The organism is Cohnella caldifontis (assembly GCF_029360585.1).
GTDB classification, from domain to species: Bacteria; Bacillota; Bacilli; order Paenibacillales; family Paenibacillaceae; genus Cohnella; species Cohnella caldifontis.
On the sequence record NZ_JAQZSJ010000052.1, the window covers coordinates 1 to 388 of the forward strand.

Annotated in this window: 1 protein-coding gene; it reads left to right on the plus strand. The window is 56.7% G+C overall.

The genetic code is table 11. From position 1 onward, the window contains the following. Positions 1 to 388 (plus strand): zinc-binding dehydrogenase (locus tag PTZ19_RS25275; protein WP_276358478.1); only part of this gene is annotated, 388 nt, incomplete at both ends.

Consider the following 388-nt stretch of genomic DNA (forward strand, 5'->3'; position numbering starts at 1 on the left):
ATCCGGCCCGGCAAGCGCGTGCTCGTCTATGGCGCTTCAGGCAGCGTCGGGACGTATGCGGTGCAGCTCGCCAAGCATTCCGGTGCGGAAGTGACCGGAGTATGCAGCACATCGAATGTGGAGTTAGTAAGATCTCTTGGCGCCGACCGAGTCATCGATTATACGAAAGAACGGTTAGCGGATAGCGGTCCTGCCTACGACATCATTTTCGATACGGTCGGAAAGAGTCCGTTCAAGGTTTGCGTCAAGCGTCTGACACGTAACGGCTTCTACTTGCAGGCGGTCCGCGTGAGCCCATGGCCGATGATACGAGGGTTATGGACCAACTTGACGAGCGGCAAGAAGGTGGTCGGCGAATCCATGAAGGAAAGCGCGGAAGACTTGACGT